The 16,750-nt window shown below is 66.2% G+C and carries 11 protein-coding genes, 1 tRNA gene, 2 rRNA genes and 2 pseudogenes (1 of these 16 only partly in view); 5 read left to right on the forward strand and 11 right to left on the reverse strand.

The features are described 5' to 3' along the window. Positions 1-163: 163 nt before the first annotated feature. From ACQW02_RS17285 to ACQW02_RS17300, 4 genes are all read right to left on the reverse strand, one after another. Positions 164-1,144: an ABC transporter substrate-binding protein gene (locus ACQW02_RS17285; protein ID WP_431281157.1), complete on the reverse strand. Its 981-nt coding sequence runs from the start codon at positions 1,142-1,144 to the stop codon at positions 164-166. A 166-nt stretch (positions 1,145-1,310) separates the two neighbouring features. Continuing rightward, a complete protein-coding gene (locus tag ACQW02_RS17290) occupies positions 1,311-2,081 on the reverse strand; it encodes a tripartite tricarboxylate transporter substrate binding protein (protein ID WP_431281158.1) in 771 nt (256 codons plus the stop codon). Positions 2,082-2,327: 246 nt separating this feature from the next. Continuing rightward, on the reverse strand, positions 2,328-3,269 hold the full coding sequence (locus ACQW02_RS17295) for a tripartite tricarboxylate transporter substrate binding protein (RefSeq protein ID WP_431281159.1): 942 nt from the start codon (positions 3,267-3,269) through the stop codon (positions 2,328-2,330). Positions 3,270-3,334: 65 nt separating this feature from the next. After that, complete coding sequence (locus ACQW02_RS17300) at positions 3,335-4,060, reverse strand: IclR family transcriptional regulator (protein WP_431281160.1); 726 nt, start codon at positions 4,058-4,060, stop codon at positions 3,335-3,337. 41 nt (positions 4,061-4,101) lie between these two features. Between ACQW02_RS17300 and ACQW02_RS17305 the strand changes: the two genes are divergently transcribed. The 3 genes from ACQW02_RS17305 to ACQW02_RS17315 all read left to right on the forward strand — a co-directional run bounded on the left by ACQW02_RS17305 (position 4,102) and on the right by ACQW02_RS17315 (position 7,465). After that, positions 4,102-5,088 (forward strand): NADH-dependent flavin oxidoreductase, encoded by a 987-nt coding sequence (locus ACQW02_RS17305; protein WP_431281161.1) that lies wholly within the window; start codon positions 4,102-4,104, stop codon positions 5,086-5,088. A 353-nt stretch (positions 5,089-5,441) separates the two neighbouring features. Continuing rightward, complete coding sequence (locus ACQW02_RS17310; RefSeq protein ID WP_431281162.1) at positions 5,442-6,344, forward strand: aldo/keto reductase; 903 nt, start codon at positions 5,442-5,444, stop codon at positions 6,342-6,344. Further along, positions 6,341-7,465, forward strand: a complete 1,125-nt coding sequence (locus ACQW02_RS17315; RefSeq protein ID WP_431281163.1) for a glycosyltransferase family 4 protein — start codon at positions 6,341-6,343, stop codon at positions 7,463-7,465. The genes ACQW02_RS17310 and ACQW02_RS17315 overlap by 4 nt, the downstream gene beginning before the upstream one ends. On the opposite strand, the gene ACQW02_RS17320 is transcribed toward ACQW02_RS17315, so the two are convergent. After that, positions 7,453-8,205, reverse strand: coding sequence for a glycosyltransferase (locus ACQW02_RS17320; RefSeq protein WP_431281164.1), 753 nt, complete (start codon positions 8,203-8,205; stop codon positions 7,453-7,455). The two genes, ACQW02_RS17315 and ACQW02_RS17320, sit on opposite strands and share 13 nt — an antisense overlap. A 48-nt stretch (positions 8,206-8,253) precedes the next feature. Here ACQW02_RS17320 and ACQW02_RS17325 point away from each other — a divergent pair, with 48 nt between their 5' ends. Next, on the forward strand, positions 8,254-9,213 hold the full coding sequence (locus tag ACQW02_RS17325; RefSeq protein ID WP_431281165.1) for a glycosyltransferase family 2 protein: 960 nt from the start codon (positions 8,254-8,256) through the stop codon (positions 9,211-9,213). On the opposite strand, the gene ACQW02_RS17330 is transcribed toward ACQW02_RS17325, so the two are convergent. Continuing rightward, positions 9,125-10,522 carry a glycosyltransferase family 4 protein gene (locus tag ACQW02_RS17330; protein ID WP_431285921.1) on the reverse strand — a complete coding sequence of 466 codons (1,398 nt, stop codon included), beginning with the start codon at positions 10,520-10,522 and terminating at the stop codon, positions 9,125-9,127. The two genes, ACQW02_RS17325 and ACQW02_RS17330, sit on opposite strands and share 89 nt — an antisense overlap. Before the next feature lie 145 nt (positions 10,523-10,667). Between ACQW02_RS17330 and ACQW02_RS17335 the strand changes: the two genes are divergently transcribed. Continuing rightward, the gene (locus tag ACQW02_RS17335; protein WP_431281166.1) at positions 10,668-12,566 is read left to right on the forward strand and encodes a hypothetical protein; all 1,899 of its coding nucleotides are present in this window, start codon (positions 10,668-10,670) and stop codon (positions 12,564-12,566) included. 52 nt (positions 12,567-12,618) lie between these two features. Here ACQW02_RS17335 and ACQW02_RS17340 read toward each other — a convergent pair. The 5 genes and pseudogenes from ACQW02_RS17340 to ACQW02_RS17360 all read right to left on the reverse strand — a co-directional run. After that, positions 12,619-12,870: pseudogene (locus ACQW02_RS17340) on the reverse strand (transposase); the annotation flags it as partial. 182 nt (positions 12,871-13,052) lie between these two features. After that, positions 13,053-13,716 (reverse strand): annotated as a pseudogene (locus ACQW02_RS17345) (transposase); the annotation flags it as partial. A 288-nt stretch (positions 13,717-14,004) separates the two neighbouring features. Further along, a tRNA-Met gene (locus tag ACQW02_RS17350) sits at positions 14,005-14,078 on the reverse strand. A 54-nt stretch (positions 14,079-14,132) separates the two neighbouring features. After that, positions 14,133-14,247 (reverse strand): 5S ribosomal RNA (rrf, locus tag ACQW02_RS17355). 97 nt (positions 14,248-14,344) lie between these two features. Further along, positions 14,345-16,750, reverse strand: a 23S ribosomal RNA gene (locus ACQW02_RS17360) (it continues 332 nt past the right edge of the window).

Here is a 16,750-nt window from a genome sequence, read left to right on the forward strand (position 1 = left end):
TCACCCCTCCCAGGCCCACCGGTACGAAGGGCGGCATGCTTGGCGAGAGGAATTTCCTGAGCCGGCGATCCGGTGATTCGCGCCGCCACAAGCCCCACCATGCGCGGACGCGTTGCGATAAGAGCGTCGCGTCAGCTCATGCCGCCCCACCGCCTGTCGGGGCTCACTCAATAACCTGGTCCGCGCGCGCGAGCACTCCGGGGGGGATCGTCACGCCGATGTCGCGCGCGACCGTGAGATTGATGCCCAAATGGTGGCGCGTGTTAGCCTCGATTGCCACGTCACCAGGCCTGGATCCCTTGAGGATTCGGTCCGCTAAACCTGCCAGCCGACGCGCCGTCTCGATCCGGTTGCTGCCATAGGCGAGCAACGCGCCGTAGCTGAGCCAGCCCCCGGGGAACATCGTCGGCATCCGCCAATCTATCGCCATCATGGCGATCCGGGTGGAGTGCAGGTCGGTGATTGGTGCCTCGAGACACAGCACCGCGCCCGCACGTGCCTCCTGGGCCGCGGCAAAGAGACCCTCGACGTCCTCACTGGCGCCCTTCAAACGGGTCGAGAGGGGATGCAGGCCCTCGGCTTCCGCCGCCACGATGCTGGTGCGGTCTAGGAGATCGGGTACGCCCGCATCGCCGAAGATCGCCACACGGGCGAGCCCCGGCAGCATTTCTTTCAGCAGGCGCATCTGCGCCCTGGGCTGCGCAGGGTCAAAGTTCGTCAGCCCGGTGACATTGCCGCCGGGCCGCCCTGCGTCGGTCATCAGCCCGTCCGCGACCGGGTCCTGGATGACCGCGAAGACCACGGGGACGGCGCTCGTTGCCCAGCGCACTGCTCGCACGGCGGCCGGGCCAAACACGGCGATCACATCAACGCGGAGCGCTACAAGTTCCGCCGCGAAGGCGCGCAGCAGGTCGAGCCGGCCCTCGGCAAAGCGAGGCTCGATGAGAATGGTTTGCCCTTCGATGTAGCCGAGTTGGGCCAGCCCCTCGCGGAAGGCGGCGTAGCCGGCTTCGCTCGGGGCGTTGGGATGTATCACGCCGACGCTCGGCGGCCTTCCGGCAGTCTGCGTGCCGGCCGCATGCGGTGAGGACAGGCCGACGACCCCGGACACCGAGACGAGTGCTGCCGCTCTTCGCGTGAACATACCAGCCTCCCCGAACCGTGCGCGCAGAGGGGCGAGGCAGGCCCACCCCGAAAGCCCTGACACCGACGGCAAGCCTAGACGTTTCAGACGAATTCCTGCGAGCTTAAACGGCGCGGAGTGGCGTGATCACTTGCAAAGGCGTCGTTGCAGGTCGCTGACCATCGAATTACATCCAAGGCGTGCTCGCCCAGACTCGGCGGTACAATGCCTCTTGCTCTGCCATGCGCTGACTCCAGGCAGCACCGGACAAGTAGGCCAGCGGCAGTTCCAAGCTTCGCGCACGGTCGAGAAAGTTCGGTGTGACAAGCAACGCTTCGACACTGGCCTGGAGCTTCAATGCCACATCGTCCGAGATACCGATGGGCGCCGCGATGCCGCGTTCGCCGCTAATGACCACGTCGTAGCCGTCTTCCAAAGCCGTCGGCACGCTAGGGATCAGTTCGACGCGCTGCCGTGCCATCACCGTCAACACACGTAGGCTTGCGCGATCCTGACCCATGGTTCCCAACTCGCCGACGACCAACCCGCCAACGTCGATATGACCACCGAGCAATGCATTTTTCACCGGACCCGTGCCGGCGAAGGGCGCGTGGATGAACCGCGCACCGGAAGCCGCCTGCAACAGGGTCAGACCGAGATGCGAAACCGTGCCGATGCTAGAACTGCCAATGCTAATCGATTCAGGATTGCGCTTCGCCGCATCCACCAGGTCGCGCAGCGTTCGGAACGGGCTATCGGCGCGCACCATCAGCGCAGCGGGGTCGTCGATCAAGCGGGCGATCGGACGGATCTTCGCGCGGTCAAACCTCACGGGACGCTCGACTCCCATGGCGACATACCCCGGGGTGGCCAGCCAGCCGATCGTGTACCCATCCGGACGTGCGGTCTGCAATGCGTTGTAGGCAGTCTCGCCAGCAGCGCCAGCACGGTTCAGCACGGTTCAGCACGACAAAGTTCGCACCTGGCATCTGCTGCGCCATATGCAAACTGACGACCCGCGCCGTGATATCGACACCGCCACCGGCGGCGAATCCGACGATGACTTCGATGGGCCGGCCCGCTGGCCACGGCGCCTGTGCAAGTGACGGGCGAGAAAGCATGGTGGCGGCGGCACCCGTAAGAAGGCCTCGCCGGCTCATCCGCGACAATGTCATCTTGTTCGTTCCTCCTTCTGCAAGCAACGTCAGCGCCAGGGCGTCGTGTCCCAGATGCGCCGCAGGCGCACCTCCTGGATCCGCATCTCTGTATGCCAGGCCTCGCCGGTTTCGTAAGACAGCGGCAACTCGATCTGGCGCGCCTTCTCAAGCCAGGCAGGGTTGGACATCACGCGCCGCAAGGCGTCGGACAAGCGCGACACGATGTCGTCCGGGACGCCCCGAGGTACTGCCAGGCCACGACCATGGGTCATCAGCACGTCGAAGCCCTGCTCGCGAAACGTGGCGACTCCTGGTGCCATCTCGGAGCTGGCGTCGGACATGCTGGCAAGCGTGCGCAGCATCCCGCGGTCACCGCCGATGCTGAGTTCGCTGAGCCCCATACAAGCAATCTGGACATGCTGGGCGAGCAACGCGGTCTTCGCTGGGCCGGCCCCGGCATAGGGCACATGGATTAGCTTGATCCCGGCCGCAGCCTCGAACAACGTGACGCCGAGATGTGCGCCCGTCCCGATCCCGGGCGTTCCGACCGAGATGGATTCGGGGTCGCGCCTGGCCTGTGCCACGACGTCGGCCAAGCCGCGGAACGGGCTGTCGCGACCAACTGCAAAGATGGCGGGATCGTCCACCAGGCGGGCGATCGGGCGGATTTGGTCTGGATCGTAGCGCACGCGGCGTTCGACCGGCAGGGACAGGAAGCCCGGCGTGTTGACGAAGCCGAGTGTGTATCCATCCGGGCGCGCGGATTGCAGCGCGACATAAGCTGTCTCTCCGCCGGCACCGGGCCGATTGAGGATGGTCATGCGAAGCCCCGGAATTTCGGCTTCAAGGAACGGCGACAGGATGCGAGCCAGCACATCGGTGCTGCCGCCGGGCGCGAACCCAACCACAACCTCGACGGGGCGCGATGGCCAGGCCTGCTGCGCCACCGCCGGCCTGGCCAATGCTATGGCACCGCCGGTGCCCAGCAAAGCACGACGTCTGGTCGGACTTGTTGTCCAAGCCATAGTTATGTCTCCCTATCCGTCTGTCGGCCTCATGGCGGCGCCACGAAGCCCAACTCCTTGGAAATCGCGATCGCCGCCTGGACGACGTATCGCGTCGTCTCGTCGACACGAGCCGGATCCATGCGCACTGTCGGCACCACCAGCGACACCACGGCGACCACGGCACCGGTCGCGTCCCAAACAGGCGCGGCAAGGGCCGTAACGTCCGCCTGTCGTTCTCCGCGGCTGACGGCGAAGCCCTGCTTGCGCAGTAATTCAAGGCGCGGCGCCAGGCGCTCTGGTGTGTGTTCGGTCCGCAGCCCGAGCACGGTCAAACTCTGGCGCATCAATCCGATGGCCTCCTCAATCGGCATCCAGGCCAACAGCACCAGCCCAGCGGCGCCGACACCAAGGGGCAATGGCTCACCAATCAAGGCGAAGGGGCGAACGTTGCGGTTGCTGGACACCTGTTCGATCAACACGCGGACGGCACCCTGGCGGATACTGAGATGCGCGGTTTCACCGGTCCTTTCGCCCAGAGCCGCCAGGTGGGGACGGGCGACCGCACGGATATCGAGGCCCTCCAGCGCGCGGTGCCCAAGGCTCGCGAGGCGAAAGCCGAGGCGGAACTGCCGGCCCTCCAGCGCCAGCAGACCGTGGTCCGACATGGCCTGCATCAGCCGGTAGACCGTGGGTAATGGCAGGCCGAGTTCGGCCGAAACGTCCTGCGGCAAGCGCGTGGTCGGGCCGTGCTCAAAGCAGGCGAGGATCGCCATGGCCTTGTCCAGCACGCCCACGCCCGATTTACCGGCGTCGCGTGAATGGCGTCGGCCTGGTGGTCACGGGCTGCACCCACGTCACACCTAACGGCATCGGCTTCACCGGCGAGTTCGCCGCCTACGACGACCGCTTCATCCCCAGCCTGACACGGCTAGCGACCGCGGCCAGAAGCGGCGGGGCACCCGCGATCCTCCAGATCTTCCACGCCGGGAATAAGGCCGTGCCGGCGCTCGTCCCGGGTGGCGACATCGTCAGCGCCAGCGCAGTGACCACGGCCGCTGGCCCCTTCAGTCCCCCCATCACTCCCAGGGCTATGGGGGAGGAGGAGATCCTGAGCATCGTCCGCGCCTTCGGCGAGACGACCCGGCGCGCCATCGAGGCGGGCTTTGACGGTGTGGAACTGCACGGCGCACACGACTTCCTGATCCAGAACTTCTTCTCGCCTCACTTCAACCGGCGCGACGACGCGTGGGGCGGCTCCCTCGCGAACCGCATGCGCTTCCCGCTGGCGGTGGTCGAGGCGGCGCGCAAGGCGATCGCGGCGCATGCCAGTCGGCCCTTCGTGCTCGGCTATCGGATATCGCCGGAGGAACCGAACGAAGGCGGCCTCCGCATCGCGGACTCCCTCGCGCTCATCGACCGCCTGACGGAAGCCGGGATCGACTACCTGCACGCTTCACTGTCCGATGCGGCCCAGGCGCGACCGGTCGGTCATGACGACGGGCCGACCATCACGCGGATCCTGCGCGAGCGCCTCGCCGGGCGGGTGCCCCTGGTGGTCGCCGGACAAGTCAGGACGCTGGGGCAGGCCCAGGCCGTACTTCACGCCGGCGCGGATTTCGTCGCCGTCGGGCAGGGCCTCGTGATGAACCCCGAATGGGTCGAACTGGCGCGGAGTGAGCGGTCAGCCGAGATCGAGACTGCCATCGCCGCTCCCGACGCTCCGCAGCTCAGCATCCCGCGGAACCTTTGGGCGGTGATCGAGGCCACTCCAGGATGGTTCGCGGTCAAGCAGGCCGCCTGACGGCTCAGTCAAATCGGCGGCCCCTCGCCCGGGTGATGGGCGGCCCGGCCGCACCAGACCCCCATTCAGGAGAAGCAATCGTGATGGACCACCCACAGCACCGCAGCCGCCGCGACTTTCCACAACGCCCTCCGACCAGCCTCCCGTCGGCGATCTGACCGACGAGACGGCAGAGGCCTTCGACGCGGTGCATGCCATCAACCTGCGCGGCATCGTCGTGGCTCGGGCAGGCGTCCTGCACGACCCGCCATCGGCCCACATCTTCGATCACTCTCTCGGCACCTCTCATTTTTTGGCTCACCCAAACGGTTTCGAGCCTGGACTCCCATACCTCGCCGACTTCTTATGGTTACATGGCGGAAACCTGCGCGATCCAACGCGTTGCATTGCAAAAGGAGCAACTCGCCAGACGGGGTGGCGACACCTTCCTTCTTGCCGGCAAGCAGATTGCGCGTATCGGCTACGGCGCCGCGCTGCGGGTCGCCGGGCGGCCCGGTACGCCGGACGCGCTCTCCGACCTCCGCACCGTGCAAAGCCTGCTGCGGCGCGCGATCGAGTTGGGCGTCACCTTACTCGACACCGCCGACAGCTATGGCCCAGGCCTGTCGGAGGAGGTCATCGCCGCCGCCCTACGTCCCTATCCGCCCGGACTGCTGATCGCGACCAAAGGGGGCGTGCTGCGCAGCGGCAGGGATGAGACACGGCTGAGCGGTGACCCCGCCCGGCTGCGCGCCGCCTGCGAGGCCAGCTTGCGGCGGCTGAAGCTCGAGTCGATCGACCTTTACCAACTGCATTGGCGCGATCCGGGCGTGCCCTTCGCCGACCAGATCGGCGCGCTGGCCGACCTGATGGCGGAAGGCAAGGTACGCCACCTCGGCCTGTGCAACATCGATGCGGTGGAACTGGCGCAGGCCACGCTCATCACGCCGATCGCCTCGGTGCAATGCGCCTTCGGCCTCGGCACCGATAACCAGGCCGCGCTGCTGGCGCTTTGTGCCGCGCAAGGCATCGCCTTCATCGCCCATGGGCCGCTATCAGTGTTGCGGCAGGGCGGGCCTGTGCGTCAGGCAGCGCTGCTGGCCATGGCCCGCCGGCTGGGCAGCAGCCCAGCGCAAATCGCCTTGGCCTGGATCCTCCACCGCGCGCCCCATTTGATCGCCATCCCCGGCACCCTGCGGCACGACCATCTGGAGGAAAATCTGCGCGCCGGCGTGCTGCGGCTCTCGGCGGCCGATATAGCGGCGTTGGACGCATGAGGGTCGCGCTGGTCGTCGATCGCTTCGATCCGCTGGCCGGCGGACTGGAGCGGTGGACGGTGCAGCTTGCCGCTCATCTGCTGGGGGCGGGGCATGAGGTGCACGTTGTCACCTTCGCCGCGGCGAGCCACGACCTGCCCGTCACGGTACATGCCCTGCCCTACCACCGGTCGGCGCTGGCGCGCGGCCGGCGCATCGCGGCCTGCATCGCGGGGATCGGTGCGGATGTGGTGCATGACACGGGCAGCGGCTGGTCCGGGGATGTGTTCCACCCGCAGACGGGGTCCCACCTCGGCGCCCTGGATCGGGAAATCGCCTCCCACACGCTGCTGCGGCGGATCAAGGCGGGGATATCTCCGCGCACCAACCTGCGGCGATGGCGCATGGCGCGGTTGGAATCGCTGCAAGCGCGCCAGGCGCGGCGTATCATCGCCGTCTCCCACCGCATCCGCGACGATCTCGCGGCCCGGCACGGGCTGCCGCACGCACGGATCGCTGTGATCCCCAATGGCGTCGACACGCAGCGTTTTGCGCCCGCGCGGATCGCGGGTGGGCGAGAGTCGATGCGGCAGGCGCTGGGGGTGGACTCGGCCGTGCTCTTCCTGGGTGCGGCGCATAATCTGCGGCTGAAAGGCATGGACAATGCCATGCGCGCGGTGGCGCAGCTTGGCCCGGGGGCGCATCTGGCCATCGCGGGCGGCACGCCGGATGGATTTTTCACGGGCCTTGGCAGCGCCCTCGGCCTGGACGGGCGGCTGCATTTCCTGGGGCAGGTTGACGATATGCGGCCGCTCTTCGCCGCCGCCGATGCCTATGTGCACCCGACCCGCTGGGACGCCTGCAGCCTCTCCACCATCGAGGCCGCCTCCGCAGCCTTGCCCGTCATCACGACCGCGATGAACGGCGCCTCCGAACTGATCGTTGATGGGGTCACCGGCTTCGTGCTGCCTGACCCGGAGGATGTCGGCGGTCTGACCGAGCGGCTGCGGCGATTGATGGATGCCGACACCCGGGCGCAGATCGGGGCTGCGGCGCTACTGGCCTCGGCCGGGCATGACATCGCGGAGAATCTGCGGGCGGTGGAGGCGGTGCTGCAGGAGGCAGCGGCTCACCCGCCATAGGCCGCCCGCAGCCGTGCCAGCAGCGGGTCGAGGTAGCGCGTCCGGCTGACCTGCCCCTCCGTCTCGCGGATCACCTCAGCCTCGTTATGCGTCAACCGCGAGACGTACCAGGCATGGAAAACGCCACCCGCCATGGTGGGCACGCGCGGATGGCCGACATCGAAGGCGGGGCAGAAGGCGATCTCATGGCCCACGATGCCGAGCCCGGCTTCCAGCACGCGGATCGTCGCTTCCTCACCGGTGTCGGTGTCCTCGCCCCGGATCTTGCGCAGCACCACCAGCCCGCCGAGATCCGACTTCAGGAAGGCCATGAAATGCGGATGCACGTACCAGCCGTGCGGATTGCCAATGTGTGGGCTGCGGAAGATTGCCCCGGCCAGGCGGGTCTTGGCGTCCAGAAGGTCGGCGCTGCGGTGCAGCCAGTCGGCCTCCATCGGATGCGCGTCGGAATCGAGCAGCACGATGCGGTCGTGGCGCGCGTGGCGGGCGCCATATTCGGCGGCCTCGCCATGGCGGTGCCCGCGCTGCCAGGGCCAGACGCGATGGGTCAGCAACCGCACATCCGGCTGCGCCCGCGCCCATTCGCGCAAGCCGTCGCGTGAGCCGCGGTCCACCACGATGACCTCATAGGGCCTGGCGCCGATGGTGGCGCGCACCTGTTCGACCAGCAGCCGGACGAAGAAGAGCCCGTCGGCCGCCACGGTCATAATGCTTACGCCCGGCAGTCCGCTCTGTGTCATCCACCCCTCTCCTGGCCCCAAGGCCCGGTCAGGCTACACTGGCGCGGCATGCCTGGAACCCCGAACCCCGCCGTCACTGTGCTGATGCCCGTGCGGGACGGCGCGGCGCATCTGGCGGCTGCGGTGGAAAGCATTTTGGGCCAGAGTTTTGGCGATTTCGAATTGCTGGTGGTGGATGATGGGTCGCGCGACGCGACCCCCGCCATCCTGGCGCGGCAGGCCGCCAGCGATGCACGGATGCGCGTGCTGGCGGGTCCGGCGCGGGGGTTGGTCGCGGCGCTTAACTGGGGCCTGGCGGAGGCACGGGGGCGCCACATTGCACGCATGGATGCCGATGACCTGGCGCATCCGGCACGGCTGGCGCAGCAACTGGCGGTGCTGGAGGCATCGCCCGGTGTGGCGCTGGTCGGCAGCGCCTGGCGGGTGATCGGAGTGGATGGCGGCATCAAGCGCATGGTCATGCCGCCGCTGGACGCGGAATCGGTGGCCGCGGCGCTGACCCGCGCCAACCCGATCGCGCATCCCAGCGTGATGTTGCGCGCGATGGCGGTCACCGAGGCCGGCAGCTATCGCCCCGCCTTCCTTCTGGCCGAGGATTTCGACCTCTGGCTGCGCCTGTCGGAGCGACACGCCCTCATCAACCTGGCCGAACCCTTGCTGGATTACCGCGAACACCCAGGCCAGGCCGCCTGGCGGCAGGTCGCGCAGCGCGCAATGTCGGAAATGGCCGCCCTGGCCGCCGCGGAACGCCGACGGGGCGGCGCACCGGATGGGGCGGATGGCCCGGCCCCGGCGGACCGCGCCTTGCTGCGCGAACTGGGTCTGACGGAGGTAGCGATCGACGCCGGAATACTCGGCCGGGCGCTGGGCTCGGCAAAGGATGCGCTGGCGGCCAGGCAGCGGGCGGCGGCGCGGGGCTTCATCGCGGTGGCTCTGCGCCAGCCGGGTTTGCGGCCCCGGACGCGGCTCCATCTGTGGCTGCTGCGGTTGCAGGCCGCATTGGGCTGAGCCCCGCCACGGCATCCAGGATCGCGGCTGCCGCGGTCGGCCAGTCGGGATAGGCGAAGCCTTCGGCGATCCGTGCCTCCCAGGGCCTACGTGCGGCGGGATCGACAATCCACACCTCCAGCGCGGCTTCCCAGGCCGCCGGGTCGTCCGGCGGCAGGCAGGGGGAAAGCCCGCCCACCGTCTCCGGCACCGCGCCGCCGGTCGAGGCAAGCACCGCCTTGCCGCGCGCGAAGGCCTCGATGATCGGCAGGCCGAAGCCCTCATAGGTCGAGGGATAGAGGCAGAAGGCGGCGCCCGCGTAGAGCGCATCAAGAGTCGGGCCGCCGATACCCTGCAGATGCAGCAGGCTCCCCTGCCAATCGTCCTCGGCCAGGGCCTCCAGCACCTCCTCCACCATCCAGCCCACGCGCCCCACGAAGACCAGGCGGAAGTCGTGGCGTTGCGGAATGCCGCGCGCCAGCAGGGCGCGCCAGGCGCGCAGTAGGGTCATATGGCCTTTGCGGGGCTCAATCGTGCTGACGAACAGGGCGTAGCGGCCAGCCGCCACCCCCTCCGGCAAGGGCGCCGTCACCTCGGCCGGCGGTGGATCATAGCCGAGCGGCAAGCGCGCCGTTTCTGGGGTCGCCAGGCCATTGTCGGCGGCGAAGCGACCCAGGTCTTCGGCGATGCACCGGGCGTTGACCACCACCAGATCGGCCAGCGGCACATTCGCGATCCAATGCGCCCGCACGCGTCGCACCGCCTCGGGGAACCAGTAGCGCGGATGGGTGATCGGGATCAGGTCATAACAGAGCATCGCGTAGCCAAAGCCGTCCCGCGCCTTCATCCGTGCCAGTGCCGCGGCATCGCCATGCGACCAGCCCGAACCCGCGGAGAAGAGCACGTCCCCGGCACCAAGCGGCAGCACATCGGCCAGCGCCAGATCGGGCGCCAGTCGCGCGACGCGCTGACCGGCGCCATCGAAGACAGGCGTGGAATGGCTGCGCATCCCCAGCAGCGCGCGTTGCGCTGCATCGGCCAGGGCGGCGAAGGGGGCGGGCCAGGTCAGGCGCCAGCGTTCCAGCCGCGCGACCACGGGTTTGCGCGATGGCACCCAGGCCCTCCAACCACGGCGGGCGGGGTCATCATCCTGCTCCTCCATATGGGCGGACCAGCCGATCAGGGCGTGCTGCCAGGTGGGGTTCAGAAGGCGGAAGCCCGCCGCCTCCCGATCGAAGACGGCCAGAACCGCGTCTGGCCGCGCCAGGACAGCGGTGGCCAGCGCCGCCTCGACCCGAGCAATGCCGACCGGCGGGCCGCTCCATCGCACCAAGGAGGAGATGTCGAGAACCAGCCGCCGCGGCTTCCCAGGCGGCTCGACAGATCGGGCTGTGGGGATGTGGTCAGGATACAGCTTTTCAATCCTCGCCGCCCCGTGTCACAGGAGTAGCGGAACGGGGCAAGGGAAGAATGGCGTGCGGCGGATCGGGTTGCCTGCGATCGTCGCGCCGTTGTTGCTGTCCATCGCCCTTCTCGTCGCCGGGATGATGCTGCGGGATTACCTGGCCGATCCCGCGGCCCTGTGGCGCGACGTGCAGCACGACCGGAATTCCCACCTTGCCTTCGGCTTCGACCTCGCGCTGCGGATGCGGGCGGGGGATGGCCTGGGATGGCTGGAGCGGCTGGCCAGCGCCACGGTCTGGCCGCCGTTGCATGGGGTGGTGCTGTCTCTCGTGCTGCTGGTCAGCGGCGAAGGCCATCGCCTGGCCATCCTGCCAAGTCTTGGCGGCTGGTGCTCAACAGTGGTGCTTTGCGGGCTGATCGCGCGGCGGTTGGCCGGCGGCGATCCAGCCACGGGGCTGGTGGCGGCTGGCGTCGCCGCCGGTTTCGCGATGCTGAGCCCCGCTTTCCGGCTGCTTGGGTCGGATGTGATGCTGGAGGGGCTGGGTGCCGCGCTAAGTGCCGCCGCGCTGCTGGCCTGGATGCGCTGCTGCGAGGCACCGGACAGGGTCCGCCGGTGGCGGCTGCTGGGGCTGCTGCTCACGCTGCTGTTCTTGGAGAAGTACAATTACTGGACCCTGCTGACCCTGGCGTTGCTGCTGGCCGCCGCACCCGATTGGCATGGCCGCTGGCGGGCACTGGCAAAGGAGGCCCTGTGCGGCCTTCGGCTTTCCCGGCTGCTGCGCGACCCGCTGCTGCTGGCGTCCGTGGCACTGCTGCTGGCCGTTGCCGTCATAGCGCTGCGCGGCCCGACCAAGATCGAGGCCATGGGGCGCCGCTTCTCCCTCCATCCCCCCGGAAACCTGCTCAGCCTGGCCTATGGGCTGCTGCTTCTGCGACTGGCTTTCTGGTGGCGCGCCAATAGGGCGCGGCTGACGCCCGCGCTCGGCCCGGCCGGGCTGGCGCTGCTGCGCTGGCATGCGATGCCTGTGGCGATCTGGCTGCTGGTACCCTTCGTGCCGCATCACCTACTCTGGTTCCTGGGCGGCAACTACGCCACTACCGCGGGCTACGACCCCTGGCGCAACCTGCTGTTCCAGGCCGAAGGTTTTGCCGGGGGCTTTCATGTCGCCGGCTGGGCGGGGCTGGTGGCGGTGGTGCTGGCGGGGCTGGGGCTGGCACGCGGTTGGCCGCAGCCCGGCGCGCGGGCGGTGGTGGTGTTCCTCGTGCTCTGCGCGGCGGCGGTGGTGCTGCATCCGCAGCAGCAATGGCGCTTCCAGGCGACCTGGCTGTTCGCGCTCTGGGCCCTCGCAGGGGCCGGGGCGGCGGTCCTGTGGCAGCGCTGGCACTGGGCGGCGGGGCTGGCTGCCGTGGGGCTGCTGGCAGCGCTGTTGGCCGCGCCCGCGTCGCCGATGGCCTTGCAGGTGGCAATCCGTCGTGCCGCAGGCCCGAGCGACCTGCTGCTGTCCGAAGCCTATGCGCCCCATGTCACCCCCGGTGTCGCGGTCGGCTTTGTCTCCTCCCTGGGCAAAAATGATTTTTTCGATTGGACGGTGCGGGAGGCCTGCCGCTGCCTCGTCCCTGTGGGACAGCCCTTCACCTTCCTCGATCCCTCGCGCGCGGCGGTGCAGGCGACGACAGCGACCTGGCTGGCGACGACGCCCGCCATGCGAATCATTGCCGTGGCGGCCAGCCCGCGCGTGGAAAACCCGTCCATCGGCCTGGCAGGGGACCGACAGCAGGGGCAGTTCGACGCGCTGGCCGCGCAGGACCGCTTCCGCCACATCGCTACCTTCCCCGTTCCCGCCTTCCCGGCTGAAGTCACCATCTGGGAGGCGACGGCTCCGGCCCCGCTCGTCCCGGCGCGGCGCTATCTGATCGAGGCAGCGATGGGGGTCGTCGCGGTCGCGGTGCTGGTCGTGCTGGGGATTTAGCTAGGCCGGCTTGTCATCCTCCCGATCTTGCGAAGGCATGGCGTGATGCAGCGCCCTGGCCGGCAAGCACTGCGAAGATGCGGTCGAAGACGCCCAGGCGGCTCCATCGAATGAAGCGATTGTAGAAGGTCTTGTGCGGGCCTTAAGCGGGCGGCGCGTCGCGCCAGCGCAGGCCGTTGCGGATCACGAAGACGATGCCGCTGATGACCTTTCGGTCGTCCACGCGCGGCACGCCATGCGAGAGCGGGAAGAAGGGTTTGACACGCCGCATCTGGGTCGGGGACAGCAGGAAGACATCAGCCATGGCGGCGCCTCCGCCACCCCCAGAATCACAATCGCCCGACCCGATGCAAGCAAATTGATGGATCCTGAGCCTAGCGCGAAGGGGCTTTGCTTTAGCAGGCTGCTGAAGAAGTTCCTTAACCGGATAAGGTAGAGCACTCCCTTGGAAAGGGAGAGGTCAGCTCAGTGCATTTGGTGTGCGTTTCGAGCGATCTGGGTCGCTTTCTTGTAGCCCAAGGCCGGCACCGCGAGATCGGCCTGCGGCGCCCCGTCCTCACGCGGTTTGGCTTTGCTGAACTTGACCGTCCAACGCGCGTCGCGATCCTTCTGGCGCAGTTTGGCAGGCTTTTCTGTCCAGCCTTCGGGGATGCCTCCGGCCCTGATCGTGGCTATCTCGGCCTCGGTGTTGCGCTGCTTGGGCGGGCAGATCGTCGCATCGACGATCTGCCCGCCCATGGCGAGATACCCCGCCGCCTTCAGCGTGGCGTCAAACCGGCGGAACAAGGCATCCCCCCCCCGCTCGTTTCAGCGCCTCGCGAAAGGTCCAGAACGTGTTCACGTCCGGCACCGGCTCGGAGAGCCCGAGGCCGAGACAACGCATGAACGACAGCCGGTCCTTGATCAGGTACTCGCAGCGTTCGTCGGACAGGCCATGCATGGCGGCCAGCAGCAGAACCTTGAACATCAGCACATGATCGAAGGCGGGGCGGCCACCCCTGCTGCCATCCGAGCGCGGCACCGAACGCTCCAACTCCGGCCGAAATTGCGCGAAGTCCACCAGCGCCGCGAGCCTTTCCAGGTCATCACCCTTGGCAGACAGATCTCGCAGCCGGTCCGACATATCGAAGAACCCTGGCTGATCCACCATCCGCCCCATCCGAGCCGTAACCAGGAAAGTGAATCAGCCCGTCAGATCGAAAGCGAGAGGTTTGTGGAGGCGTCCAATTGACCCGGCTTCTGGCGCAGGACGACGCGGCCGAGGCACGCGAACTGATCCGCGGGTTGGTCGACCAGATCCGCCTCGTCCCTGAGGCTGGCGTGCTGCGCATTGAGGTTCGCGGTGAGTTGGGTGCAATCCTGGCCTTGGCGGAGGGGGCCACAAACGCAGAACGCCCCGGCTGTGTTGCCGGGGCGTTCTGGGTGCAAATCAAGGGTGATGCGGGGACAGGATTTGAACCTGTGACCTTCAGGTTATGAGCCTGACGAGCTACCGGGCTGCTCCACCCCGCGCCAGGGTGATTTGTGATGGTATGGGAGAGGTATCTGCAAAGATCCGGCGTGGTGACCTGGCGGCGACCGACTTTCCCGTGCCTTGAGGCACAGTATCATAGGCGCAAAGGCGTTTCACGGCCGAGTTCGGGATGGGATCGGGTGTAGCAGCCTCGCGATAACCACCAGGTCACCGAGCCGGAACCTTGCAAACATCTGGTGAGATTGGAGAGTGTCGGTTTGGTGCTGCGTGCGGCGTGGTCTTGCGACCACTGCGATGACGAAAGAAGTGTGAGTCTGTCGGGCGATTAGGACCGCTTAGCTGAGTGCATTACTGCACGTACACATGCGGCCTATCAACGTGGTGGTCTTCCACGGCCCTTGGGGAAGCATAGTCTAGAGGGGGGTTTCCCGCTTAGATGCCTTCAGCGGTTATCCCGTCCGTACTTAGCTACCCGGCCATGCCACTGGCGTGACAACCGGTTCACCAGAGGTACGTCCATCCCGGTCCTCTCGTACTAGGGACAGATCCTCGCAAGCCTCCTACACCCATGGCAGATAGGGACCGAACTGTCTCACGACGTTCTAAACCCAGCTCACGTACCGCTTTAATCGGCGAACAGCCGAACCCTTGGGACCTGCTCCAGCCCCGGGATGCGATGAGCCGACATCGAGGTGCCAAACCTCCCCGTCGATGTGGACTCTTGGGGGAGATCAGCCTGTTATCCCTAGAGTACCTTTTATCCGTTGAGCGATGGCCCTTCCATGCGGGACCACCGGATCACTATGGCCGACTTTCGTCTCTGTTCGCGCTGTCGCGCTCACAGTCAGGCGGGCTTGTGCCATTGCACTCAACAACCGATGTCCGACCGGTCTGAGCCCACCATCGCGCGCCTCCGTTACGATTTAGGAGGCGACCGCCCCAGTCAAACTGCCCACCACGCAGGGTCCCGACCCAGGATAACTGGGCTCGGTTAGACGCCAGAAAAGCGCAGGGTGGTATTTCAAGGATGGCTCCACCAAAGCTAGCGCCCCGGCTTCAAAGCCTCCCACCTATCCTACACAGCCCTTTCCTGGCGCCACTGCGAAGTTGCAGTAAAGGTTCATAGGGTCTTTCCGTCTGACCACGGGTACCCCGCATCTTCACGGGGAATTCAATTTCGCTGAGCCCATGCTGGAGACAGTGGGGAAGTCGTTACGCCATTCGTGCAGGTCGGAACTTACCCGACAAGGAATTTCGCTACCTTAGGACCGTTATAGTTACGGCCGCCGTTTACCGGGGCTTCGGTTCGATGCTTGCACATCTCCCCTTAACCTTCCGGCACCGGGCAGGCGTCAGACCCTATACGTCATCTCTCGATTTCGCAGAGCCCTGTGTTTTTACTAAACAGTCGCTACCCCCTGCTCTGTGCCACCCACACCTGCTTGCGCAAGCATGGGTCTCGCTTATCCCGAAGTTACGCGAGCAATTTGCCTAGTTCCTTCAGCATGGTTCTCTCAAGCGCCTTGGTATGCTCTACCAGTCCACCTGTGTCGGTTTAGGGTACGGTCAAATGCCAGTGCTATTTCCCGGACCAATCCAGCAGCACCTCCAATCCAATAAGGAGATACGAACCTTCACGGTCGTCACATCTGGCAGGCTCAGGAATATTCACCTGATTCCCATCGACTACGGCTGTCGCCCTCGCCTTAGGGGCCGGCTCACCCTGCGCGGATTAGCCTTGCGCAGGAACCCTTGGACTTCCGGCGGGAGAGTTTCTCACTCTCCTTGTCGCTACTCATGTCCGCATTCGCACTTCCCATACCTCCAGCATACCTCACGATACACCTTCAACGGCTTAGGGAACGCTCCGCTACCGCATGCATTTCTGCACACCCACAGCTTCGGTAAGTGGCTTGAGCCCCGTTACATTTTCGCCGCAAAACAGCTATTAGACCAGTGAGCTATTACGCTTTCTTTAAAGGATGGCTGCTTCTAAGCCAACCTCCTGGTTGTTTTGGCCGTCTCACATGCTTTCCCACTTAGCCACTATTTGGGGACCTTAGCTGGTGGTCTGGGCTGTTTCCCTCTCGACAATGGACCTTAGCACCCACTGTCTGTCTGCCGCGCTATACTCACCGGCATTCGGAGTTCGGTTGGGTTTGGTAGGACTTTGGGTCCCCCTAGCCCATCCGGTGCTCTACCTCCGGTGGTAAACGCACGACGATCTACCTCAATAGATTTCGCGGAGAACCAGCTATTTCCGAGTTTGATTGGCCTTTCACCCCTAGCCACAGCTCATCCCCGACTTTTTCAACAGGCGTGGGTTCGGCCCTCCAGTGGGTGTTACCCCACCTTCAGCCTGGCCATGGCTAGATCACTCGGTTTCGGGTCTTCTACCGGCAACTAAACGCCCTATTCGGACTCGCTTTCGCTTCGCCTACACCTCACGGCTTAAGCTTGCTGCCAACAGAAACTCGCGGACCCATTATACAAAAGGTACGCCGTCACTCCACAATGGGAGCTCCGACTGCTTGTAGGCGCTCGGTTTCAGGTCTCTTTCACTCCCCTCGTCGGGGTGCTTTTCACCTTTCCCTCACGGTACTTGTGCACTATCGGTCGCCAAGGAGTATTTAGGCTTGGAGGATGGTCCCCCCATGTTCAGACAGGGTTTCACGTGCCCCGCCCTACTCAAGGATCACACAACGCACTA

Origin of the sequence: Humitalea sp. 24SJ18S-53 (assembly GCF_050632385.1) — a bacterium.
In the GTDB taxonomy this organism is placed as follows: Bacteria; Pseudomonadota; Alphaproteobacteria; order Acetobacterales; family Acetobacteraceae; genus Humitalea.